This is a genomic window from Martelella sp. NC20 (genome assembly GCF_013459645.1).
Classification (GTDB): Bacteria; Pseudomonadota; Alphaproteobacteria; order Rhizobiales; family Rhizobiaceae; genus Martelella.
On the sequence record NZ_CP054861.1, the window covers coordinates 3,131,063 to 3,152,990 of the forward strand.

Sequence of the window (21,928 nt, forward strand, 5' to 3'; positions counted from 1 at the left end):
CGGGGCAATGTGGCTTGCCCTTTTGAATTGCATGAAACATTGGAACAGAGCGACTCGCGGAATGCTCCGAAATTATATCGCGGTTTTATAGCGCGGGGTCGGTCGCTTGCAAGACGAAGCAGCGCGTTGGCGGAAGTCTATAACACGCTTGCGGTAGCCGCCGGCCTTGTATCTCAGACACAACCGCAGTCGGCGCAGGCCATCGCTCACCACATAGAGAGCGTATTCGGCGGCATTTGTTCCATGGGATTTCCTGCTTCTGGGAACCGGGTTGTTCGAGCAAAATCCCAAACGGGGCAGGCCGCAGCGATAGGCGATGTCGTCCTGGATGCAGATTGCGGGATCGATCTGGTAGTTGATCATCTTGTGCTTCAGCAGGGGGCGGGGATCGAACATGGCCGCGTCGACGCCCATCGCCAGTTTATCGCTGTTTTCCAGAAGCTTGTGAGCGCCTTTTCTGCTCAGAATATAGGCGGCCGCTCCCAGGTGCCGGGCTTGCAGGCGAAAAAGCCCGCGCCCGAAAACCGTGTCCGCGGGGTGGCTTTCGAGACGAACGGGCTGGAGGCAGGTTTCCAGCTTGACGATATCGCCGTCCTCGGGGAACCAGCTTTCCGCCTGTTCCAGAAAGACGCCGATGTCCTCGGCCAGATGGACATCGTCCTCGAAGATCGCGACGAGCGGCGCTTCGGTTTCCAGAAATGCCTGCCAGCATTTGACGTGGCTGAGATAACAACCGTACTGGGTGGGGGTGAGAGCGTGGCTGCCGGCCTTGGGATAGCTCCCGCGACTGACGATCTCATCGCCGCAAACCGTGCGGCCGTCGACGGCCTCGATCCATTCGACGTTCAGGCCAGCCGCACCGAACGCGTCGGCGAGGTGTTTACGCCTGTCGGCATGCTGTCGAAGATTGATTGCGTATATCAGCACATCTCGGCCCCCCGCGATTGGCGACTACAGTATCCCAAGAGTTGTGGCGGCAACAGGGGGATAGTGAGGAAATCCCGGTCAAACAGGCGTCGGTCAATCGGGGGGCGGGCTGATCCGTTCTTGCCTGCGTTCCATCTGTCTGCTCTGCCGCTTCCTCGCGGGCGCAAGTTGATTTCGCCTGACCGCGAAGCGCTCTGGATTCTTTATCTTGACGCGTCGGGTTAACGAAAAACCGGATTCCACTTTTTCGCCCGACGCTTCAGTCGAACCCATCGGTATCGGTATTCGCCTTGTTTCTGGACAGCAGCAGTTCGACATCCTCGGCGCCGCTGGAGGAGACGGTGAAGGTCTTCTCGTAGAGGCTGTCCTGGTTGCGGGCAACGGCCGTGTAGCTGCCTTCGGCAAGGATCATCGTCGGCATAGCGTTGCTGCTTTCGGTCAGCACATCGCCGGAGGCGCCCAGTATGGTCCAGGCCGTGTCGGCGAGCGCTTCGCCGCCGGTTTCGCCTGCAAGCTTCAGGGTAACCTCAGCGGCGTTGACCTTCAGCTTGGCGTCGGTGATCTCACCGGCCTTCACCTTCAGTCTGGCATGGGTTTCGGCGTTGAGCGTTCCATAGGAGGATACCACGTCGTAAGTTCCGGCGCGCAGGCGCAGAATGCTGCCGGGTGCGATATGCTCGGCCACCAGTTCGCGGCGGTCGCCATTGTCTTCATAGACCGAGAAGCTGAGCTCTCCGGCCCGGGCGGGCTTGCCATCGCCAAGCCGGGCATTGAGCATCAGTCCGCCGGCATTCAGGACGAACGAAATCTGCTCAGGCCTTCCGGCCTCGTGGGCAATGCGCACCTTGCGTGTTGCCGATGCCCGGCCGAACGCGCAGCTGATGAAGTAATCGCCGGGGGAAAGCTCGATGGTCTTGGTGCCGCCCTCGGCCGACGCGACCAGTCGCAGCCGGCCGCTGGTGTCGGGAATGGTGGTGAAAACGCGCCAGAACAGGCCGTCGCGCATCACGTTGCCGCCCTCGGCCAGCCGCGCCTCCAGCTTCACCGGTCGCTTCTCGCCGGGCTGTTGCGTACCCCGCATCAGGGAAAATGGATCGTCGGAGTGGACCGATGGCGCGCTCTGGGCCAGCGTTGCCGATGGCGCGGTCAGCATCGACCCGGCCAGGACTGCGGCGAGGAGCCGAAGGGGCTGATGTCTGGGCGTTCTGTGCGGAAACATGCTGCTCGCCGGTTGACTTGCATGGCGCAAGTGTTCACTTCAATGTTCGATTGCGTAGTGACCCGAATATCGTGGCGTTTTCAAGAGCGTCGCATGATTTTTTGACTGAATGAGGCCTGCCGTGAATGCCAAGAATGACGCCCTTGTCGATTTCCTGAAAACCCGTCGCTCGACCCCGGTGCTCCAGCTTGCCGCGCCCGGCCCCGGACGCAACGAGATCGAGGAGATGCTGACCATCGCCGCCCGCATTCCCGATCACGGCAAGCTGGCGCCATGGCGTTTCATCGTTTTTGCCGGTTCCGCGCGTGAGGAGGCGGGCGAGAAGCTGGCCGATATCGTCAAGGCGGACGATCCGGCGTCCTCGCCGGAGCGGCTGACGCTGGAGCGCGAACGCCTGTCGCGCGCGCCGCTGGTGATCGCCGTCATCAGCAGGGCGGGCGTTCATCCCAAGATCCCGGAATGGGAACAGGTGATGTCGGCAGGTGCTGCCTGCTACAACCTCGTGGTCGCCGCCAATGCTTTCGGTTACGGCGCCACCTGGCTTACCGAGTGGTACGCTTTCGACGAGCGCGCCAAGCCGGCGCTGGGCGTGGAACCGGAAGAGAAGATTGCGGGCTTCATCCATATCGGCACCCGCACCGAGGCTCCGTTCGAACGCGTGCGTCCTGCGCTCGAGGATATCGTCATCTGGCGCGGCGAGGCCTGATCATGTTCTATACGACCGATACCAACGCGCACGGCATGCCGCACGATCCGTTCAAGGCCATCGTCGCGCCGCGGCCGATCGGGTGGATCGGCTCGCGCAGCCGGGCCGGCAAGGACAATCTCGCGCCATATTCCTTTTTCAATGCGGTTTCGTCATTGCCGCCCGTGGTGATGTTTTCCTCCGACACGATCAAGGACAGCTACACCAATATCGAGGAAACCGGCGTCTTCACCGCCAGTCTCGCGAGCCTGAACCTTGCCGGGAAGATGAACCTCACCTCCGCCCCCCTGGCGCGCGGCGAAAGCGAATTCGTGGCGGCTGGCCTGACCGCGATCAACGGGCGTCTGGTGGACGCGCCCTATGTGGGCGAGGCCTATGCGGCGCTGGAGTGCCGCGTGACCGGGTTGATGCCGGCCCCGACGCTCGAAGGCTATACGAGCGAGAGCCGGCTGGTGTTCGGTCAGGTGGTGGGCATCCATATCCGCGAGGAGGCGATCGGCGAGGACGGCCTTCTCGACATGACGAAAATCCGCCCGGTCGGGCGCATGGGCTATCTGGATTACGCCGAATGCGGCGCGCCGTTTCAGATGAAGCGGCCAAGGCGCGACTGAGGCTCTTTTCCGACGCGGTCCTTCGCGCCGATCGGCGAACGATTGGCTGTCGGCCTCAGGCCGCGCCGAAAGCGTGCTTGATGATGCCGATATGTTCGGGATTGCCGGTGAGCTTGCCGGCGAAGCCGCTGCGGGCGGACTGGTGGCAGGCTGTTTTGAAGGCCGCCGTGGCGCTGCCTGCACCGGTGAAGTCGATTGCCGGTATGCCGAGATTGCGCGCCGCCAGCATGGTCGCCACCGCGCCGTGGCGCACGAGGTCGCTGTCGACCGTCTCACCTTCCAGTGGTTCGGCATCGTAGCCGAGCGCGATCAGCCGGCCCAGCTTGTGGACGAAATGGCGGGCGTTCAGCAGGCCGCCGCCATTGTCGCCGATCATCGCGATCAGCGCGATCGAGTTCTCGGTCAGACCTTCGCGGGCCTCGACGACGCGCAGCAGGGTCTCGGCCATCTGGATCCGGGCCGCGCTTTCGACGCCGCGCAGAATGATGCCGTCCGGCGCGCATTTCGCGGCCCCGGAGAAATCCGCGATATTATAGGCCTTGGAGATGGATTCGCAGATCAGGAAGATCGGCAGCGACGGCAACAGGCTTCGCAGCGTCGCGACGCGACCGGCAAGGTCCGTCTCGCCGGCAACGGGAAGACAGAGGCAATCGGGCTGTGTCTGCCGGGGATCGAACGGCACGGGATCATCGGAGCCAAGCAACCAGACTTTCATGCGGCGAATGTCCATTGTCATTTCTCCAACCGGGTCCGCTACGGGGCCGCAGAATGCCAAAACGCCCGCCGGTTTCAAGCGGCGGGCGCGGGTATCCACTTCATTTATGACTGATTTGCTACCGGCGTGTGAACTTTTTGCGATTGTCACGATCGCGGCGGAAGCAAAAGCGTCGGAAGCCGCCGTCCGGGGCCGGGGCGCAGTCGAATCAATCGGCGCTGCGGATGGTCGCCAGCGGCCCGGCCCATTTGGACAGCTCGTCCAGCATGCCCGTGACGCCGGCATTCATTTCGTCGTTGGCCGTGAATACGCCGTCCTCGCTGATGAATTTGGGGAACATCGGAACCGGAACGGCCTGCGGTATCGCGTGAACGTTGACGTTTCCGAGAAGCTGGCGCAGGACCTGCGAGGCGCGAAGCCCGCCCGAGATACCGCCATAGCTGACGATTCCGGCCGGCTTGTAGTTCCATTCGAGCGACAGTGCCTGGACCGCATTTATCAACGCCGCGGACGGAAAGTAGTCATATTCGGGCGTCACGAACACATAGGCATCCGCAGACGCCACGCTGGCGCTCCACATCTTCGTATGGTCGTGCTCGTATTTCTGCATGCGCGGATGGGCGGCTTCATCGAGCAGCGGAAGGTTGAAATCGGCGAGGTCGACGAGTTCGACGTCGAATTTACCGTGCTCGCGGGTCGCCTGATCGACCCATTTGGCGATCTTCGGGCCGACGCGGCCAGGGCGGGTGCTGCCGATGATGATATTCAGTTTCACAATAATTCTCCTTGCCGTCGCGGCTGCGGCGGTCTGTAAATTCAAACCCGTTAGAGCGGTTCCGCGTTTTAAAGCAAACGCGCTCCCGCTTTATCTATTTGTTTTGACGCATTTTAGCGGACGTCAGGTGATTCCACCTGACTGCGAAATGCTCTGGGGGCCGTCTCCTGGGAGGAATGTGATAGAGCGGTCACAAAAAACGACTTGCTAAAAATAAGTGACTGAATAACGTGACGCAAGAACGCAATAGTTTGGGACCAGGTCACATGGATGCGACTACCCCTCGTGCCGCGCTTGCTGCCGAAGCGAAGCGCCAGCCTGCGCCGGAGACCCGGCATGTGCTGGAGCGGTGCCGGAGCGTCGCGCCGATCCTGGCCCGCGTCGGCGACAAATGGTCGATGCTGATCATCATCGTGCTGATCGACGGGCCGTGCCGCTTCAACGCCCTGAAGCGCCGGATCGACGGGATTTCCCAGCAGATGCTGACGCGGGTGCTGAAGGCGCTGGAGCGCGACGGGCTGATCAGCCGGACCACCTATCCGACCAGTCCGCCGCAGGTGGAATACGCCCTGACCGAACTCGGGCTTTCGCTGAGCGAGCCGGTGCTTCGTCTCGGCGACTGGGTGCGCGACAATCTCGGCGGGATCGAGGAAGCGCGCGAGGCCTATGACGGCAAATAACGCGCGAGGAAGAGCGCCTCCGGCGAACCGGAGGCCAGAAACTCACTGATAGACGACGATCGGCGTCGGCAGGTTGTCGACCCGGTTATAGAGGTCGATCACATCCTGGTTGAGCATGCGGATGCAGCCGGAAGAGACCGCCTTGCCGATGGACGTCCAGTCCGGGTTGCCGTGGACGCGATAGAGCGTGTCCTTGCCGTTTTCGTAGATATAAAGAGCACGTGCGCCAAGCGGGTTCATGAGCCCGGCCGGCATGCCGCCGTTCTTTTCGGAATATTCCGAAAGCTTCGGATCGCGCTCGATCATTTCAACGGGCGGGAACCATTTCGGCCACTCCTGCTTCCATTTGATCACGCCATTGCCGCCCCAGGAAAAGCCCGCCCGTCCGATGCCGACGCCATAGCGCATGGCCATGCCGTTTTCCTCGATCAGATAGAGGAAGCGGTTGGGGGTATCGACGACCACGGTGCCGGGCGCCTCGCCGGTCGGATCGGTCACGCGCTGGCGATAATAGGTTGGATCGATCTGCTGGTAGGGCACGGCCGGGATCAGATAGCCATTGTCTTCGAGCGGGCCATACATGGCCTCAAGCTCGGCTATGGTGTATGGGGAGCCCTGGACGCGCGGGGAGGGTGGGACGACCGGGGTGATGTCGCGCTGGCTTACGCAGCCTGCAAGCACAGCGGTGGTCGAAACGGCGCCGAGGAGAAATGTCCGGCGCGACATCGTTTTATCAACGAGCATTCAAGCCTCTTGGATTGGTGATACGTATATCAATTACGGCTTTTATCCGACAGGGGTGCCGCTTCATAGCGACGTTCGTTCACAATCTCGACATTTCTCAACTTGGTTGGATTGTGTGACCAAATTCCATCATTGAGGGGGCAGTCCGTTGGCGTTGCCGGCGATTGCGTGACATGTCGTTCTGCACTACAAAAATTCTGATTTTTCACTGACCAACCTGGGATAGTCCTCATGCCGCGGATCAAGGCTTTCGTCATCAATGTTGCTTCCAGTGACTATCGCCGCGACCATTTCATGGGGCAGGCCGAGCGGCTGGGCATGCCCGTGGAGGTATTCGATGCCGTGACGCCGGCGACGGCGGATCTATCAGGACTGCGTTATGACGAGACCCGCGCGCGCCGCTTTACCGGCAGGCCAATGACAGATACGGAGAAGGCCTGTGCGCTCAGTCATCTCAGCCTTTGGCGGGCGCTACAGCAGGATGAGGCGGCCGACTACTATCTCATTCTCGAAGATGATTCGGTCATCTTCAGGGATGTCGCGGCCGTGCTGGAAGCCATCGATCTCGGGCCGATCGACTTTCTGAAGCTCAGCGGGAAGAAGGAGCGGCCGATGCGGACGGTGGCCAAGCTTGCGACCGGCGAACGGCTGGTTCGCTATGCTTTCGGTCCGCTCGACGCCGCCGCCTATCTGGTGTCCAAGCGCGGCGCCCGGCGGCTTGAGGCCTATTGCGAGACGCTGTTCACGCCGATCGATCTGTTGATGGACCGATCCTATGATCACGGCGTCCCGGTCTATGGCGTTCTGCCCTATCCCGTTTATGCCGAATTCTGCATGGACCCGGACAGCCCGCTGTTCAGTGACATCGGCAGGCGTGTCAAGTATGCCGATGACGTCACTCTGCTGGAGCGGTTCACCGTGCGGTTCCATCGTATCGTCGGCAGTTTCAAACGAAAGCGCGCCGCGATACGGCTTCGGCGCATGCGATCCGTATAATTTTATGAAATGACAGGATTTTCTGTCATTTCCTTCTGCGCTGAGCCGCCACGCCTTGCGATCAGGGCATCTTGCAGCCGGTATCCTTGCCCAGATTGCAAATCTGTTTCAGCGCCGCGGTGCGCGCCGGCGTCCAGCCCTGCGGGTTTGAGACGGCGACCCAGGCGTCGATATAGTCGCGGGCGAGATAATTGTGCCCGAAACCCGCCGGCAGCGCCTTCGCCAGCGCCATGTCGAGCGCCAGTTGAAACTGCGTTACGACCGGAACGAAGCGCAGATAGGGCGAGACGTCGGGGGCTGGCGGTTCGCGCATCCATTCCGGTTCGAGGAAGCTGGCGTTCGACTCGAAAAAGACAATCGGATCAGAGGCATATTGCAGGAAGTTTATCCTTACTCTTCCCCATTCGTCGCCTTCCGCCTCCGGCGTTCTGAACTGCGAGGAGAAGCGGACCACCGCATTGTCATCGATCTGGGGCAACACATAGGGCGTGCCCGCGTTGCGCGCGGCGACGGTGTGGCGCCAGAGATAGGACGGGAAGGGCGGTCCCGCCCAGACCGCGCCGGCGACCGGTTCATCCAGCATCTGGAACACGTTGAAGGAATACATCGAGGACCACGCCCCGAGGCTGATGCCGTGCATGTAGAGTTCCGGCCGGCTGTCTTCCGGTAGGGTGCGCCAGTAGCGATAGACCTCTTCCATGGTGGCGGTGGCCTGCAGCAGGCCGGTATCCGTCTCGAAGATCAGCGCCAGCGGCGATTGCAGGAAGGAATACTGAACCGCGACCGTGGCGACATCGCCGTTATGCATGTATTCGAACGTGTCGTGGGCGCCCGGATCAAGCCAGCCAGTGCCGGTGGGGCTCGCAATCATCAGATAGGCGCGATCGAATGCGCCGAGGCGTTTCATCTCCTCAAGCGCGATCCTTGCCCGTTCATCCGGTTCATCGGCCTGGGACCGGCCGACATAGACGCGGATCGGCCGTTCCGCCGGCTGGCCGGAGAAGGCGCCGATATCTTCCGCCGACGGCGCGCTGGTGACGAAGTTGCGGCCGGGCTGGCCCATCGCCTCCCAGCTTACCAGCGAGCCGGCGCTGCCCGGAATGAAGGAATCGGTGGGGGCCGGCGGGGCGGTTTCAAACAGGTCCTGCGCGGTCTCGTAGCTCTCGTCGAGGAAATCGAAGATGGCTGGCACCACCCAGTCGCGGCTTGCCCCCAGAACCACCAGCAGCACGATCACGATGCCCAGAAGATTGGCCGCGCGCGGCGACATCATCCGGTAGAGCCGCAGCCTGACGATATCGAAAACCTTCTGGAAGGCTGCACCGATCAGAAACAGCACGATGAAGACGCCAAGCCCTACGGCGAGGATGCCGAGCACGGTGCCGCCTTCCAGCAGTTCCATATCGACGCGGGAGCGCACCGAATTCTGCCATTCGGTCATCATCGACAGGCAGTAGATCAGCAGGATGAGGGCCGCGGCGTTGAGGACGGCCAGGCTGATGGCGCGCCAGCGTCCGCGCGGCTCCGGGATCTGCAATCCTCGCCACAGCGCCACGAAAAACCGCCCGATCATATAGCCGAGCGCCATCACCAGGCCGGCAAGCGCGCCCTGCAGCGGCCAGGCCCGGGGGATCAGCGATGGCGTCAGCGAGGCCGCGAAGAAGGCGAGCCCCAGCGCCAGCGAAACAAAGCTGATCGCGAACCAGCGCGCGGTTTTCGGCGTTTCCGTCTGCATTGCGGCTGACCCGTCCTTAGTTGTTCTGCTCTGCGAGCTGTTCCATCTGGCGCTTGAAGGCGTCCTGATCGCTGTCAACGGTCGAGAGTATTGCCTCGATGTTGAAAAAATCCAGCGGCTTATAACGCCCGACATCCGGCGCGACGAAAAGGTCCGGCGGGGCGTTTTTGAGTTTTTCCACCACGATCGAATGTTCGGTGATCGAGAAGGAGCCGGCCCAGGTCTCGAACGATCCCGGAATATCGTCGTTGTTTTCAATCGTCGATCCGGTCACATCGATGGCGATGGTGACATAGCGCTCCGCGTCGAGAAGATCGAAGGGGGTCGGGTTCACAAAGCCGCCGTCGATCAGTACCCGGCCGTCGCGGCGCACCGGCGTCAGCAGCACCGGCAGGGCGGAAGAGGCGGCGATGGCCGACAGCAGCGGTCCGTCGCGCATGACATATTCGGACTGGGCGTAAAAATCGGTGGCGACGATCGCCAACGGGATTTCGAGGTCTTCGAAACTGGCGGGCAGGTCGGCGGGCATAAGCGCCTCGAACAGGATTTCGGGCTCGATCACGGCGGGCCGGAACAGATTGAACAGCGAGCCCCAGGTTTCGCCGGTGTCGATCAGCAGGCGCTTCAGCAGCGACTGACGCCGGGTCAGCAGTTCGACGCCATATTCCCGGATCTCGCTGCCGCTCATCCCTGCGGCATAGAGCGCGCCGATGATCGAACCCATCGATGTGCCGGTCATCTGCTTCGGTCTGATGCCGAGTTCATCGAGGCTCTGGAGATAGGGAATGTGGGCAAAGGCCTTGGCCGCGCCGCCGCCGAGCGCCAGGGCAAAGCCATCGCGGGGCTGAGGTTCCGCCGCCTGATCCAGCGCGATGCCCGGCATGTTCTGCGTCACGGTTCCCGGCCGGGTCTGCGCCCGGGCGATACCTGTGGCGCCGGCAAGCCCGAGGGCCGATGCAATGATGAAGTTCCGGCGCGAAGTCATTGTTTCACAGGTCTTTTCTTTTTCGTCGGGAGGTGACTATAGAGAGGGTTGCCATGCCAGACAAGCGCTGTAGCCGGCCCATTCCCGGTGTGTGTGGAGAAACTGGTTTAAGTTGCTGATATCATGGATCGGATATCCGTTATAACCAACTGTTTCTTATGCATATTATTAACCTTAATAATCGCTTTCGGATGCCTTGGATGAGGGGGTGGCGGTCTGCGATCGCTCGCTTGTCTCCCGCGCGATAGCAGGTCCGCCTTTCACGGAAAATACGGACCTGCTTCAACGGTTTATCTTGCGTTATTTCAGCGGCCGACGCCCGGCAGGTTCTCGATTGTGAAGGCCAGGAACTGGGTCTTCTGCTCGGCATTGAAATTGTTGTCGGAGGCAAGCAACAGGAGCGGCGCGCCGTCTTCGGTCCTGCCGATCGTCATCGCCTCGATATTGTCGGGCTGAAGGCCGATGGCTCCGAGGTCGAGGATAAGGGATTTGGCGACCGGGACGATGGCTTCTTCGCTATCCCTAAGCGAGGCGATGGCCGAAACATCGGTCGCGCCGTCGAGATCGATCAGGAATATCCGGATGGTGAAGCCTCGGTTCTGGGCGAAGCTGCGTTCGGAGACCAGAAGCCGGGTGTCGTCGAGCGGCATCATGTCGGAAAGACCGTTATCGTTCCACTCGCCGCCATCGACCGGTGCGTGGGGGATCGGGTCGATCATGTAGATGTACTGCGCCGTCGGTTCGCCGCTTTCGGTATCATAGCGCACGATCCGGGCGGGGCTTGCGGTGGTCAGCGTGGAGGCGGGGCCGTCCTGATAGAGCGCTGCCTCATTGGCGACGAGCACGTCGCCTTCGGGCAGCAGCGCGATGCTTTCGAAAGCGTTGTTGTTGCGGATGCCGGTCGCATGGTCCTCGCTCGGCGCAAAGCCTTCCGGCAGGGTGAATGCGCGCACGAAATCGCCATTTGCGGAGGTGATGCGAACGAACGGGGCGATCATCGCCTTGCCGTCGCCTTCGCTGGACCAGATCAGGTTGTCGCCGAACAGGCGGATCTGCTCCGGATCGACGGTCTTTTCCGCGAAGACCGATCCGTCCTTGTCCTTCAGCGTGACGGTTCTCACGACCGAGACATGATCGATGCCGCCGGACCCGGCCTTGATGTCGAGTTCGTAGAACCGGGCGGGCGCCTTTTGCGAACGGTCGTCGGAAATCGCGATGTAGTGGCCGGTCCCGGCATCGTAATCGATCCCGGAAATGCCGCCGATTTCGACGCCGTCGATCGTGGTCCCGGTCTCGATCGCGAATTCACCGGCGAAGGTGAGGCTGATCGCGTCTTCGCAATTGTTGATCGGGCAATCGACGGCAATGGTCCTGCCGGGATCGGCGGCATCAGCGCCGGTTGCGAGCAGGGCGATAAGGGCAGTGGCGGAAAGCAGAAATTTCATGGCAGCACCTCGTGTCAGACGGCGGGAGTCGACCGTCATTGAGGTAGTGCCCTCAGTCGTTATCAGGCGTATGACACCCGGCCCCAGCGACAACGTGCCGGGGCCGGGGCTGCTGATCAGATATCCAGATTTTCGGCGAAGGCCGCGTTTTCCTGAATGAAGCGGAAGCGGGCTTCCGCCTTGGTGCCCATCAGGTCCTCCACGGCGGTCTTGGTGCCTTCGAAATCGACATCGTCGATATCGACCCGGAGCAGCGTACGCTTCTTCGGGTCCATGGTGGTTTCCTTGAGCTGGGCGGGCAGCATCTCGCCAAGGCCCTTGAACCGGCTGACTTCGACCTTGCCGCGGCCGTTGAACACCGACTTCATCAGTTCCTCGCGATGGGCGTCATCGCGGGCGTAGGCCGTCTTGCCGCCCTGGGAAAGCTTGTAGAGCGGCGGCACGGCGAGGAATAAATGGCCCTGCCGGATCAATTCCGGCATCTCGGTGTAGAAGAAGGTGATCAGCAGCGAGGCGATATGGGCGCCGTCGACGTCCGCATCGGTCATGATCACGATGCGCTCGTAGCGCAGATCTTCCTCGCGGTATTTTGTGCGCGTGCCGCAGCCGAGCGCCTGGATCAGATCGGCAAGCAACTGGTTGGAGGTGAACTTGTCGCGTCCGGCGCTGGCCACGTTCAGGATCTTGCCACGAAGCGGCAGGATTGCCTGGTTGGAGCGGTTGCGCGCCTGCTTGGCCGAGCCGCCGGCGGAATCGCCCTCGACCAGAAACAGTTCAGCACCTGCGGCGGTGTTTTGCGAACAGTCGGCGAGCTTGCCCGGCAGGCGCAGTTTCTTGACCGCGGACTTGCGGTTGACCTCGCGCTCCTTGCGCCGGCGCAGCCGTTCCTCGGAACGCTCGACCACCCAGTCGAGCAGCTTCTCGGCTTCCGCGGGATTGGCCGAAAGATAGAGGTCGAAGGGGTCGCGCAAGGCGTTTTCGACGATCCTCTGGGCCTCTCCGGTGGCGAGCCGGTCCTTGGTCTGGCCGACGAATTCCGGCTCGCGGATGAACACCGACAGCATGCCGACGGCCGAAATCATCACGTCGTCGGTGGTGATCTGCGCGCCGCGCTTGTTGCCGATCATCTCGGCATAGTTTTTCAGCCCGCGCATCAGCGCCTGACGCAGGCCGGCCTCATGGGTGCCGCCCTCCGGCGTCGGAATGGTGTTGCAGTAGGAATGGACGTTCGGGTCGCCGCCATACCAGGCGACCGCCCATTCAACCGCGCCGTGGCCGCCGGTCTTCTCGTTCTTTCCGGCAAAGATTTCGCGGGTGACGGTGAAGTCCTTGCCGATGGTCGCGGCGAGGTAATCCTTCAGTCCGCCGGGGAAATGGAACTCGGCCTTTTCCGGCAGGTCCTCCTTGCCCTCCACCAGCGAGGGATCGCAGGACCAGCGGATCTTGACGCCGCCGAACAGATAGGCCTTGGAGCGCGCCATGCGGAAGAGGCGGGCCGGATCGAACTTTGCCCGGGGTCCGAATATTTCGGCATCGGGATGGAACCGGATCCGGGTCCCGCGCCGGTTCTGCGTCGGCCCGCAATCCTCAAGCTCGCCCAACGGCACGCCGCGCGAGAACGAAAGCCGATAGAGCCGCCGATCGCGGGCAATCTCGACCTCCAGCAGATCGGACAGCGCGTTGACGACCGAGACGCCGACGCCGTGCAGGCCGCCGGAGGTCTCGTAGGCCTTGCCGTCGAACTTGCCGCCGGCATGCAGCTTGGTCATGATCACTTCCAGCGTCGATTTGCCGGGCATTTGCGGATGGTTTTCGACCGGAATGCCGCGACCGTTGTCGGTCACCGTCAGGAAGCCTTCGGTATCGAGATGGACGTCGATGAAATCGGCGTGTCCGGCCACCGCCTCGTCCATGGAATTGTCGATCACCTCGGCAAACAGGTGATGCAGTGCCTTCTCGTCGGTGCCGCCGATATACATGCCCGGACGCATGCGCACCGGCTCCAGCCCTTCGAGCACGCGGATCGAGGACGCGCCGTAGTCAGCGCTCTCAACGGAAGCCGGGGCGGATTTCCTGGGCTTGCCCGCGCTCACGCGTGCGGGCTCGGTCGTATCGGTTTCGGCCTTGCTGCCGCCAAGATCGGCGAAGAGGTCTTTGCTGTTGTCCATGGGGTCGGGCAGCCTGTAAAGATCGATTTGCGCTGTTGCCGGCGCGTTGCGGCGAATCACCCTGCTATTCTGGCAAAGTTTTGGCCGCGAAGCGATGGCGTGCCAAATTGCCGTGGAAAGGGTGTGGATAGCTTGAGGCGCCTTATAAAGCCGCGATTATGCTTTCTGTCAAACGGCAGAATGTAAAACGCCCTTTGACGGCGGGCGTGAAACGGAAGAAAACGGAAGAACCGCGCCGGTAAGCCCGGCCACAAAGCAATGAACGGGAGAGAGACGAAGATGACTGCCGCAATACGCCCCATGGTCGCCGGTAACTGGAAGATGAACGGTACCCGCGCCTCGCTCGATCAGATCCGGGCCATCGCCGAAGGGGTGAGCGGCGGACTTGCCGACAGGGTCGATGCGCTGATCTGCCCGCCGGCGACGCTGCTTTACGTCGCGACAACGCTGACGGCGGATACCAGCCTGATGATCGGCGGCCAGGACTGCCACGAAAAGGCGCGGTCCGGGGCGCATACCGGCGATATCTCGGCCGAGATGATCAAGGATTGCCTTGCCAGCCATGTCATCGTCGGCCATTCGGAACGGCGCGCCGAACATCATGAAAGCAATCACACCGTCTCCACCAAGGCGCGCGCCGCCTATGACCAGGGACTGACGGCGATCGTGTGCATCGGCGAAAGCCGCGAGGAGCACGCCGCCGGCCGCACCATGGAGGTGTTGAAGACGCAGCTGTTTCAATCGATGCCCGACGATGCCACGGCCGACAACACCATCATCGCCTATGAACCGATCTGGGCGATCGGGACCGGGCAGACGCCGGGACCGGAGCAGGTGGCCGAGGTTCACGCTGCCATCCGCGAAGACCTGATCGAGCGTTTCGGCGCGGCGGGCGAGAGGTTCCGGCTCCTTTATGGCGGTTCGGTGAAGCCCGGCAATGCGCGCGAACTGCTGAGCGTGGCCAATGTCAACGGCGCGCTGATCGGCGGCGCAAGCTTGAAAGCGGCCGATTTTCTAGCCATCTATCAGGCCTATGAGGATATCCTGTCGTCCGCCGCTCCGTGAAAGCCGGCCGCCGGGCGCCAAAAGGTCCTTAAAAAGGGGTTGGATTGCGCGCCCGCCTCATGTAGAGAGACGCCAGTTATTCTAGCGGGCCCGGACCTTCAAGGCGGGGCCGGATTGGACATTCATGCAGACGGTACTGATCGTAATTCACCTGATAATCGTCGTTGCGCTGGCCGGTGTGATCCTCATCCAGAGGTCTGAAGGCGGCGGGCTCGGCATCGGCGGTGGTTCCGGTTTCATGACCGCGCGCGGCACGGCCAATGCGCTGACGCGCACCACGGCCATACTTGCAGCGCTGTTTTTCGTGACCTCGCTGGGTCTTGGCATTCTCGCCCGCTACCAGGGCAACCCGTCGGATATTCTCGACCGGATCGAACAGAACGCCGAAACCGACGGGCAGGGCATCCTGAACCAGCTTGGCGGTTCGGTGACCACCACGACGCCGGCAGCGCCCGATCAGAGCGGTGTGCCGAGCGGCAGCGAAGGGTCGGCTCCGGCCGTCAGCACGCCGGCACAGGACTCGAACGCCACCGGCGTTCCCACCGGCGACTGATCGCCGACATCGAGCAGACATCATCCGGCGGGCCTCCCGCCGGAATTTCCTTGAGCCGCTCGTCCCGCGAAAGCGCGGGCGATGCGGCATTATTGTGACAATCGACCGGGGATGACCGCGCTTTTTTACACGAAAGCTCTGGCAGAATCGGTTTGGAAACGGTATCGGAATAAGCCCATGGCGCGATATATTTTCATCACAGGCGGCGTGGTCTCCTCCCTCGGAAAAGGCATTGCCGCGGCAGCACTCGGTGCTTTGCTGCAGTCACGGGGCTATCGGGTCCGGCTGCGCAAGCTCGATCCCTATCTCAACGTCGATCCGGGCACGATGAGCCCGACCCAGCACGGCGAGGTGTTCGTCACCGATGACGGCGCGGAGACCGACCTCGATCTCGGTCACTACGAGCGCTTCACCGGCCGCTCCGCGACCCGGACCGACAACATCACCACCGGCCGGATCTACAAGAACATTCTCGACAAGGAACGGCGCGGCGATTATCTCGGCGCGACGGTGCAGGTCATTCCGCACGTGACCAACGAGATCAAGGACTTCGTGCTCGAGGGCAATGAGGAGTTCGATTTCGTGCTGTGCGAGATCGGCGGCACGGTCGGCGATATCGAGGCGATGCCGTTCATGGAGGCGATCCGCCAGCTCGGCAATGACCTGCCGCGCGGCAACGCCGTCTATGTCCACCTGACGCTGATGCCCTATATCCCGGCGGCCGGCGAGTTGAAGACCAAGCCGACGCAGCATTCCGTCAAGGAATTGCAGGCCATGGGCATTCACCCCGACATTCTTCTGGTGCGCGCCGACCGGGAAATTCCCGAGGCCGAGCGCCGCAAGCTCTCGCTGTTTTGCAACGTGCGCGAATCCGCCGTCATCCAGGCGCTCGATGTCGCCAATATCTACGACGTGCCGCTCGCCTATCACCGCGAAGGGCTCGATGACGAGGTGCTTCACGCCTTCGGCATCGATCCGGCGCCCGTGCCGCGCATGGATGCGTGGAAAAAGGTGTGCGAGCGCATCCGCACCCCGGAAGGCGAAGTGACGATCGCCATCGTCGGCAAGTACACCGGGCTGAAGGACGCCTATAAATCGCTGATCGAGGCGCTGCATCACGGCGGCGTCGCCAACCGGGTCAAGGTCAATCTCGAATGGATCGAATCCGAGATTTTCGAGAAGGAGGACCCGTCGCCCTATCTCGAAAAGGTCCACGGCATTCTCGTGCCGGGCGGCTTCGGCGAGCGCGGTTCGGAAGGCAAGATCCAGGCGGCCCGCTTTGCCCGCACCCACAAGGTGCCGTATTTCGGCATTTGCTTCGGCATGCAGATGGCTGTCATCGAGGCGGCGCGCAATCTGGCCGGCATCAAGGACGCATCCTCAACCGAATTCGACCGCAATGCCAGCGAGCCGGTCGTCGGCCTGATGACCGAATGGGTGAAGGGCAATGCGCTGGAAAAGCGCACCGACAGTGATGATCTCGGCGGCACGATGCGCCTTGGCGCCTACAAGGCCCACCTTGGTCCGGACACCAAGATCGCAGCGATCTACGGCACAACCGAGATTTCGGAACGCCATCGTCACCGCTACGAAGTGAATTTCGGCTATCGCGAAAAGCTTGAGGCCTGCGGGCTGGTGTTTTCCGGCACCTCTCCGGATGGCGTTCTGCCTGAAACGATCGAATATGCGGACCATCCCTGGTTCATCGGGGTGCAGTATCATCCGGAGCTGAAGAGCCGGCCGCTGGAACCGCATCCGCTGTTTGCAAGCTTCATCGAGGCCGCGCTGGAGCAGAGCCGGCTGGTTTAGAGCCCTCTGCCGCTCAATTTACGCCGGCTCGGTCTGCCGCCGCAGCACCTTTTCGAATTCGCTCGCCGGCATCGGCCGGCCCAACCAGTAGCCCTGGAGAACGTCGCAGCCGAGTTTGGTCACGATCTCGGCGTGGCGTTTCGTTTCCACGCCCTCGGCGATCACCTTGATCTTCAGCGTCTTGGCGATATCGACGATCGATTTGACGATCGCGCGCTGATCGGGCGATTGCGGCAGCGGCAGGATCAGTTCGCGGGCAATCTTGAGGCCGTTGGGCGCGACCTTCAGCAGGCCGGTGATCGATGTATAGCCCGTGCCGAAATCATCGACATCGATGCCGATTCCAAGCCTTCTGAGCTGTTTCAGGTTGTAGGCGCTGATATCGTCCGGCTCATCCAGGAAGATCGATTCCAGAAGCTCGAAGGTCAGCTTGCCTGCCGGCAGGTCGAATTCTTCCAGCGCCGAGACCAGTGCCGGATCGCTCAGGCGGCGCGGCGAAAGGTTGAGCGACATGCCCGGCGGATCGAGTCCGAGTTCGCTCCAGCGCCGGTAGTCGCTGGTGGCCTGACTGAGGATGCTGGTGTCGATCATGTTCATCAGGTTCAGCGTCTCGGCCAGCGGAATGAATTCGGACGGCTGGCCGAAACTGCCATCGGCGTGGCGCCATCGCGCCAGCGTTTCGACGCCGGTCAGCCTCAGCGTCTTCGCGTCGAATTGCGGCTGGTAGAAGGGTATGAAGTCGCTTTGCTCCACCGCCTGCATCAGTTGGTCGGCAGGGGTGCGATTGGCGGCGACGGCGTTGTTGAGATCGGGCGTATAAAAGGCGATACGGTTGCGGCCCTGCTGTTTGGCCCGTTTTAGCGCGAGGTCGCTGTTTTTCATGAGCGCGCCGGTAGACACATCCTCGCAGGCGTCGGCGGTGACGATGCCGACACAGGCGCCGATCCGAATGCGATGCTCGCCCAGTTCGATCGGCTTGGACAGTTCCAGAAGCATGCGTTTGGCGACCTGCTCCAGGCTGCCTGAACCATTGCCATAGCTGCTGATAAAGGCGAACTCGTCTCCGCCCACGCGCGCGACGAAATCATTATGGCGGCTGACGCTCAAGAGCACCTGGGCGGTATGCTGCAGCACCGCATCGCCGGTGCCGTGCCCGTAGCTGTCATTGACGGCCTTGAAGTCGTCGATATCGATCTGCATCAGCGCGAGCTTGCTGGACGATGCCGGCATCATCTCGACCCGCCGCGACAATTCGTCATCAAGGAAACGCCGGTTGGGCAGGCCGGTCAGATAGTCGTGCATGACCGCCTGTTCGATATCAGATTTGGCGCGGTCGAGTTCGAAGTTGCGGGCCTCGGCGAGTTGCTTGGCGGTTATCAGATCCTGGCGCAGGCGCACCTCTTCCGTGACGTCCCAGTTGATGCCCAGAATGTTTCGCTGCCCTTCATCGTCAATTCTCATGGTCATCAGAGCGCGGATATGACGCACTGTGCCATCGTCCTCCCGTGTGATTTTGAACTCATCGGAGTGCGGAGGATCGCCGGGCTTCAGAGACTGCAGCGTCGTCCTGATGCGGTTGCGGTCATCCGGGTCGGTGATCGCGCCCAGACGGCTGACGTCAAAGGTTTCGGGCTTTTCCTCAAATCCGTAAATCTCGCCGATGCGCCTGTCCGCTATCACCATTCCCGTTGCCGGATTGTACTCGAATACGCCGATGCGGGAGGTGCTCAAGGCCAGTTCGAGCCGCTGCCGGGTTCGCGAAAGAAGCATTTCGGCATTCTTGCGGTCGGTGATGTCGCGATCCGTGCCGACGACGCGCGCCGGGCTGTGGTCCGAGAAATTCGATACCGCGTCGCCCCGGCACTCGATCCAGATCCAGTGTCCGTCCGCATGGCGCTCGCGGTATTCGAAATTCATATATTGAGAATCGCCGGCCTTCTGGCGTTCGATGGCGTTGGCAACAAAGTCGCGATCGTCCGGGTGGACGAGTTGCAGCCATTCTTCGGTCGATGTAAAGGGTCGCGGGCCGCCGGCGGGGTAGCCGCGCATCGTCATCCAGGTCTGTGAATAGAAGAACTGGCCGCGTCGGTAATCGTGATCCCATACGCCGAGGCCCGAACTGACAAGAGCGTAGTCCCAACGATGGGCGCGTTCGTTGGCTTCAAGTTCCCGCAGCTTTTGCGCATCGATATCGACACAGTTCAGCAAGGAGAGTGTTTCGCTGCCCTCGTGTTCGGGTGGCAAAAGGTTGCTGGAGCAGAGCATCCAGCGCCAGGGGCCGTCAGGCCTGGGGCCGAAGCGTACTTCCCGGGCAAGCGGTTTACCCGTTCTGGCTGCCGGCGACAACAATGACTGCAGACAAGGCCGGTCGTCACTGTGAACCCAGTCGAAAACGATTCCCCCGAGGAGATCGCTTTCCGGGGCGAGCGCCTGGAAGCTTTCGTTGACGGCACGGATCGCAAAACTTCCGACGTCAAGCACCGCCATCGCGACTGCCGAACCTTCGATCGCGGCGGCCGCTATTCCGGACTTGCTCCAAAATTCACTCGTGTCCTCCGCCAACGGTTGTCCTCTTGCTGGAGGGCGGCTCTCGCTTCAGCGGGACTTTCCATTGCCCGTCTGGGAATGCCGCCTCAGTCCGGTTTGCGCTTTTCCATATTTGGCCGATGTTGACGCCAAAGTCATCAAAGGCCGACCTATCAAGTGTGGTGCATGAATGAAGAAAGTCAATTCTGATTTGAAAGTGGCTATAGATTCAGATCGTTGAGCGAAAGCTTCCGCTATCGGTCAGGTTCTGTTTCCCCAGGGGATGCCTTCTCGTCACAGATGCGACATGAAGCGCCCGAACATCAATATGCCTTCCGGCCACGGCCCGAAACCGTCTTCCTCGTTGATATGGCCTGCCTCGCCGGCGTCGAAGAACGCCGACCCCCAGGCATTGGCGATGTCGCCGGCATGATCGAACGAGCCGAATGAATCATTGCGGCTGGCGATCACGATGCTCGGAAACGGCAGCGGGTCGCGCGGGTAGGGGCCGAAGGTCTGGAGATGTTTTGGCCGGATGGACGGATTGTCGACTTCCGGCGGCGCCACGAAGAAGCCGCCGGCCACCGGCTTTTCAAGCCTGGGCAGCGCGAGGATTGCGGTGGGGATGCCCAGCGAATGCGCCACCAGCACGACCGGGCGCGTCGAGGCGTTGACCGTCTCGACAAGTTTGGCGACCCAATCGTCCACAACCGGCTTGTTCCATTCCGCCTGTTCGACCCGCCGCGCCGTCGAAAGCTTCTGCTCCCAGCGGCTCTGCCAGTGTCCCGGCCCGGCGTTCTTGTAGCCGGGGATAAGAAGGATATCTGCTTCGGAGGCTTTCATGCGGATCGTCGTCTGGGTCGTTGATAAGGGCTTTGCGGGGACGGCGCTTCACGCTTCGCCGAAAACCCGCCTGAAAATCGTGTCGGCGTGCTTGGTGTGGTAGCCGAGGTCGAATTTCTCGCGGATCGTCTCTTCGGAAAGGGCGGCGCGCACTTCATCGTCGGCGAGCAGTTCCTCAAGGAAGTCCTTGCCTTCCTCCCAGACCCGCATCGCATTGCGCTGGACGAGGCGATAGGCATCCTCGCGCGACACGCCGGCCTGGGTGAGGGCGAGCAGCACGCGCTGCGAATGAACAAGTCCCCGGAACTTGTTGAGATTGTTCATCATCGTTTCAGGATAGATAAGCAGCTTGTCGATCACGCCGGTAAGGCGCGCCAGCGCAAAGTCGAGCGTCACGGTGGCGTCGGGGCCGATCATGCGTTCGACGGAGGAGTGCGAAATGTCGCGCTCATGCCACAGCGCCACATTCTCCATCGCCGGCAGCGCATAGCTGCGCACCATCCGGGCGAGGCCCGTCAGGTTTTCGGTCAGTACCGGGTTGCGCTTGTGGGGCATGGCCGACGAGCCCTTCTGGCCCGGCGAGAAATACTCCTCCGCCTCCAGCACCTCGGTGCGCTGCAGGTGGCGGATTTCCGTGGCGAGCCGCTCGACCGACGAGGCGATCACGCCGAGCGTCGCGAAATACATCGCATGCCGGTCGCGCGGGATCACCTGGGTCGAGACCGGCTCCGGCTTCAGGCCCAGGGCTGCGGCGACATGTTCCTCGACGCGCGGGTCGATATTGGCGAAGGTACCGATGGCGCCGGAGATCGCGCAGGTCGCGATTTCCTCGCGCGCGGCGATCAGCCGGGAGCGGCAGCGGTCGAACTCGGCATAGGCCTGGGCGAGCTTGATGCCGAACGTGGTCGGCTCGGCGTGGATGCCGTGCGAGCGGCCGATGGTGATAGTGTCCTTGTGCTCGAAGGCGCGGCGCTTGAGGGCTGCAAGCAGCTTGTCGAGATCGGCGAGCAGCAGGTCGCTCGCGCGCACGAGCTGGACGTTGAAGCAGGTGTCGAGCACGTCGGAGGAGGTCATGCCCTGATGGACGAAACGGGCGTCGGGGCCGACGATCTCGGCAAGGTGGGTGAGGAAGGCGATGACGTCATGCTTGGTGACGGCTTCGATCTCGTCGATCCGGGCGACGTCGAAGGTCGCGGCGCTGCCCTTTTCCCAGATGGTTTTCGCTGCACTTTCCGGGATCACGCCGATTTCCGCCAGCGCATTGCAGGCATGGGCCTCGATTTCGAACCAGATCCGGAATTTCGTTTCCGGCGACCAGATTTCCGTCATCTCGGGGCGGGAATAACGCGGTATCATCGAGGCTCTGTCCTTCACATTTCCATCTGGCAATGCGCATAGACCATTTCCGGCGCAAATGAAATCTTTG

At 61.9% G+C, this 21,928-nt stretch carries 19 protein-coding genes; 7 read left to right on the forward strand and 12 right to left on the reverse strand.

The window, feature by feature from the left end; all coding sequences use genetic code 11:
* Positions 1-72: 72 nt before the first annotated feature.
* Positions 73-927, reverse strand: a complete 855-nt coding sequence (locus tag HQ843_RS14885) for a glycosyltransferase family 25 protein (RefSeq protein ID WP_180897589.1) — start codon at positions 925-927, stop codon at positions 73-75.
* Between the two features lie 259 nt (positions 928-1,186).
* Entirely contained in the window at positions 1,187-2,146 is a 960-nt protein-coding gene (locus HQ843_RS14890) for a hypothetical protein (protein ID WP_180897588.1), read from the reverse strand.
* Positions 2,147-2,255: 109 nt separating this feature from the next.
* Between HQ843_RS14890 and HQ843_RS14895 the strand changes: the two genes are divergently transcribed.
* Together HQ843_RS14895 and HQ843_RS14900 are read left to right on the forward strand one after the other, a co-directional pair.
* Positions 2,256-2,852 (forward strand): nitroreductase family protein, encoded by a 597-nt coding sequence (locus HQ843_RS14895; protein ID WP_180897587.1) that lies wholly within the window; start codon positions 2,256-2,258, stop codon positions 2,850-2,852.
* Between the two features lie 2 nt (positions 2,853-2,854).
* Positions 2,855-3,463 carry a flavin reductase family protein gene (locus HQ843_RS14900; protein ID WP_180897586.1) on the forward strand — a complete coding sequence of 203 codons (609 nt, stop codon included), beginning with the start codon at positions 2,855-2,857 and terminating at the stop codon, positions 3,461-3,463.
* Positions 3,464-3,518: 55 nt separating this feature from the next.
* Here HQ843_RS14900 and HQ843_RS14905 read toward each other — a convergent pair whose 3' ends face one another.
* Positions 3,519-4,193, reverse strand: a complete 675-nt coding sequence (locus tag HQ843_RS14905; RefSeq protein ID WP_180897585.1) for a hypothetical protein — start codon at positions 4,191-4,193, stop codon at positions 3,519-3,521.
* A gap of 193 nt (positions 4,194-4,386) precedes the next feature.
* On the reverse strand, positions 4,387-4,959 hold the full coding sequence (locus HQ843_RS14910) for an NADPH-dependent FMN reductase (protein WP_180902179.1): 573 nt from the start codon (positions 4,957-4,959) through the stop codon (positions 4,387-4,389).
* Positions 4,960-5,219: 260 nt separating this feature from the next.
* On the opposite strand from HQ843_RS14910, the gene HQ843_RS14915 reads away from it, so the two are divergent.
* Entirely contained in the window at positions 5,220-5,633 is a 414-nt protein-coding gene (locus tag HQ843_RS14915) for a winged helix-turn-helix transcriptional regulator (protein WP_180897584.1), read from the forward strand.
* Between the two features lie 42 nt (positions 5,634-5,675).
* Here HQ843_RS14915 and HQ843_RS14920 read toward each other — a convergent pair whose 3' ends face one another.
* Entirely contained in the window at positions 5,676-6,377 is a 702-nt protein-coding gene (locus tag HQ843_RS14920; RefSeq protein ID WP_180897583.1) for a L,D-transpeptidase, read from the reverse strand.
* Positions 6,378-6,608: 231 nt separating this feature from the next.
* Between HQ843_RS14920 and HQ843_RS14925 the strand changes: the two genes are divergently transcribed.
* On the forward strand, positions 6,609-7,373 hold the full coding sequence (locus tag HQ843_RS14925) for a glycosyltransferase family 25 protein (protein ID WP_180903236.1): 765 nt from the start codon (positions 6,609-6,611) through the stop codon (positions 7,371-7,373).
* 61 nt (positions 7,374-7,434) lie between these two features.
* Here HQ843_RS14925 and HQ843_RS14930 read toward each other — a convergent pair whose 3' ends face one another.
* The 4 genes from HQ843_RS14930 to parE all read right to left on the reverse strand — a co-directional run bounded on the left by HQ843_RS14930 (position 7,435) and on the right by parE (position 13,706).
* The gene (locus HQ843_RS14930) at positions 7,435-9,108 is read right to left on the reverse strand and encodes an alpha/beta hydrolase (RefSeq protein WP_180897581.1); all 1,674 of its coding nucleotides are present in this window, start codon (positions 9,106-9,108) and stop codon (positions 7,435-7,437) included.
* Positions 9,109-9,124: 16 nt separating this feature from the next.
* Complete coding sequence (locus HQ843_RS14935) at positions 9,125-10,093, reverse strand: patatin-like phospholipase family protein (RefSeq protein ID WP_180897580.1); 969 nt, start codon at positions 10,091-10,093, stop codon at positions 9,125-9,127.
* 305 nt (positions 10,094-10,398) lie between these two features.
* Positions 10,399-11,538: an esterase-like activity of phytase family protein gene (locus tag HQ843_RS14940; RefSeq protein ID WP_180897579.1), complete on the reverse strand. Its 1,140-nt coding sequence runs from the start codon at positions 11,536-11,538 to the stop codon at positions 10,399-10,401.
* A 116-nt stretch (positions 11,539-11,654) separates the two neighbouring features.
* On the reverse strand, positions 11,655-13,706 hold the full coding sequence (parE, locus tag HQ843_RS14945; protein WP_180897578.1) for a DNA topoisomerase IV subunit B: 2,052 nt from the start codon (positions 13,704-13,706) through the stop codon (positions 11,655-11,657).
* A gap of 279 nt (positions 13,707-13,985) precedes the next feature.
* Here parE and tpiA point away from each other — a divergent pair, with 279 nt between their 5' ends.
* The 3 genes from tpiA to HQ843_RS14960 all read left to right on the forward strand — a co-directional run bounded on the left by tpiA (position 13,986) and on the right by HQ843_RS14960 (position 17,133).
* Entirely contained in the window at positions 13,986-14,771 is a 786-nt protein-coding gene (gene tpiA / locus HQ843_RS14950; protein ID WP_180897577.1) for a triose-phosphate isomerase, read from the forward strand.
* A gap of 124 nt (positions 14,772-14,895) precedes the next feature.
* Positions 14,896-15,324, forward strand: a complete 429-nt coding sequence (gene secG, locus HQ843_RS14955) for a preprotein translocase subunit SecG (protein ID WP_180897576.1) — start codon at positions 14,896-14,898, stop codon at positions 15,322-15,324.
* Positions 15,325-15,501: 177 nt separating this feature from the next.
* Positions 15,502-17,133, forward strand: a complete 1,632-nt coding sequence (locus HQ843_RS14960; RefSeq protein ID WP_180897575.1) for a CTP synthase — start codon at positions 15,502-15,504, stop codon at positions 17,131-17,133.
* Positions 17,134-17,151: 18 nt separating this feature from the next.
* Here HQ843_RS14960 and HQ843_RS14965 read toward each other — a convergent pair whose 3' ends face one another.
* From HQ843_RS14965 to purB, 3 genes are all read right to left on the reverse strand, one after another.
* On the reverse strand, positions 17,152-19,620 hold the full coding sequence (locus HQ843_RS14965) for a sensor domain-containing protein (protein WP_180897574.1): 2,469 nt from the start codon (positions 19,618-19,620) through the stop codon (positions 17,152-17,154).
* Positions 19,621-19,953: 333 nt separating this feature from the next.
* Complete coding sequence (locus HQ843_RS14970) at positions 19,954-20,502, reverse strand: RBBP9/YdeN family alpha/beta hydrolase (RefSeq protein ID WP_180903237.1); 549 nt, start codon at positions 20,500-20,502, stop codon at positions 19,954-19,956.
* 48 nt (positions 20,503-20,550) lie between these two features.
* Positions 20,551-21,858 (reverse strand): adenylosuccinate lyase, encoded by a 1,308-nt coding sequence (purB, locus tag HQ843_RS14975; protein WP_180903238.1) that lies wholly within the window; start codon positions 21,856-21,858, stop codon positions 20,551-20,553.
* Positions 21,859-21,928 lie beyond the last annotated feature (70 nt).

Excerpts from the sequence above, each read along its gene's own strand:
- HQ843_RS14890 (WP_180897588.1), bottom strand. The coding sequence starts at position 2,146 with ATGTTTCCGCACAGAACGCCCAGACATCAGCCCCTTCGGCTCCTCGCC.
- HQ843_RS14895 (WP_180897587.1), top strand. The coding sequence starts at position 2,256 with ATGAGGCCTGCCGTGAATGCCAAGAATGACGCCCTTGTCGATTTCCTG.
- HQ843_RS14900 (WP_180897586.1), top strand. The coding sequence starts at position 2,855 with ATGTTCTATACGACCGATACCAACGCGCACGGCATGCCGCACGATCCG.
- HQ843_RS14905 (WP_180897585.1), bottom strand. The coding sequence starts at position 4,193 with ATGGACATTCGCCGCATGAAAGTCTGGTTGCTTGGCTCCGATGATCCC.
- HQ843_RS14915 (WP_180897584.1), top strand. The coding sequence starts at position 5,220 with ATGGATGCGACTACCCCTCGTGCCGCGCTTGCTGCCGAAGCGAAGCGC.
- HQ843_RS14920 (WP_180897583.1), bottom strand. The coding sequence starts at position 6,377 with ATGCTCGTTGATAAAACGATGTCGCGCCGGACATTTCTCCTCGGCGCC.
- HQ843_RS14925 (WP_180903236.1), top strand. The coding sequence starts at position 6,609 with ATGCCGCGGATCAAGGCTTTCGTCATCAATGTTGCTTCCAGTGACTAT.
- HQ843_RS14930 (WP_180897581.1), bottom strand. The coding sequence starts at position 9,108 with ATGCAGACGGAAACGCCGAAAACCGCGCGCTGGTTCGCGATCAGCTTT.
- HQ843_RS14935 (WP_180897580.1), bottom strand. The coding sequence starts at position 10,093 with ATGACTTCGCGCCGGAACTTCATCATTGCATCGGCCCTCGGGCTTGCC.
- HQ843_RS14940 (WP_180897579.1), bottom strand. The coding sequence starts at position 11,538 with ATGAAATTTCTGCTTTCCGCCACTGCCCTTATCGCCCTGCTCGCAACC.
- parE (WP_180897578.1), bottom strand. The coding sequence starts at position 13,706 with ATGGACAACAGCAAAGACCTCTTCGCCGATCTTGGCGGCAGCAAGGCC.
- tpiA (WP_180897577.1), top strand. The coding sequence starts at position 13,986 with ATGACTGCCGCAATACGCCCCATGGTCGCCGGTAACTGGAAGATGAAC.
- secG (WP_180897576.1), top strand. The coding sequence starts at position 14,896 with ATGCAGACGGTACTGATCGTAATTCACCTGATAATCGTCGTTGCGCTG.
- HQ843_RS14960 (WP_180897575.1), top strand. The coding sequence starts at position 15,502 with ATGGCGCGATATATTTTCATCACAGGCGGCGTGGTCTCCTCCCTCGGA.
- HQ843_RS14965 (WP_180897574.1), bottom strand. The coding sequence starts at position 19,620 with ATGGCGGTGCTTGACGTCGGAAGTTTTGCGATCCGTGCCGTCAACGAA.
- HQ843_RS14970 (WP_180903237.1), bottom strand. The coding sequence starts at position 20,502 with ATGAAAGCCTCCGAAGCAGATATCCTTCTTATCCCCGGCTACAAGAAC.
- purB (WP_180903238.1), bottom strand. The coding sequence starts at position 21,858 with ATGATACCGCGTTATTCCCGCCCCGAGATGACGGAAATCTGGTCGCCG.